This is a genomic window from Thiolapillus sp. (assembly GCF_048562965.1).
GTDB classification, from domain to species: Bacteria; Pseudomonadota; Gammaproteobacteria; order Chromatiales; family Chromatiaceae; genus Thiolapillus; species Thiolapillus brandeum_A.
This window is the reverse complement of sequence record NZ_JBHNMF010001342.1, coordinates 1-687: the sequence shown is the minus strand read 5'-3', so window position 1 is coordinate 687 and position 687 is coordinate 1. Positions and strand designations below refer to the sequence as shown.

Sequence of the window (687 nt, the reverse complement as noted above, 5' to 3'; positions counted from 1 at the left end):
AGGGATAAAATTGAGGATGAGCTGGAACCCCGCCAAACGGAACTGGCCGAGACCAAGGGACGCGAGGAAAAAGAACTGGAACTGATGGATGGCAATGATCAAGCGGCGGTGCTCGCTGATCAGGCAAACGCCCTGTTAGCCAGTATTCGTGCAGATGCTGAACGCTATGTTCATGTAAAGCTTGCCGGCAAGATACTGCATGACCAGATCGAGCGTTATCGCAGAGAAAACCAAGGACCGCTGATCACGCGTGCCAGCCAACACTTTTCCGCACTGACGCTCGGATCATTCGACAGACTCATGACTGACTTCAATGAAAAGGATGAGCCGGTCCTCGCGGGTATTCGTACAGGGGGAGAACGCGTACATGTGGAAGGCATGAGCTCAGGCACACGGGATCAACTTTACCTGTCATTGCGCCTGGCTTCTCTGGAAAAGTACATGGAAAACGCGGAACCCATGCCTTTTATCGTGGACGATGTGCTGGTGGATTTTGACGATGCACGTTCCGAGGCGGCATTGAATGCCTTGGCTGAATTGGCTCAAAAGACTCAGGTCATCCTGTTTACTCATCATTCTCAGGTTGTTACGCAAGCAAAGCCATTGCAGGTGCACGTTCATGAACTCGGTGCTTCCGCCTGAAATATTGTTATTCTTACTCGAATTATTGTAAAGATTATTACTTAT

1 protein-coding gene is annotated in these 687 nt (G+C 49.9%); it reads left to right on the top strand.

All coding sequences use genetic code 11. From position 1 onward, the window contains the following. Window positions 1-642: ATP-binding protein (locus ACOCD2_RS24205; RefSeq protein WP_368857525.1), on the top strand; the 642-nt coding region annotated here is incomplete at its 5' end. Window positions 643-687 lie beyond the last annotated feature (45 nt).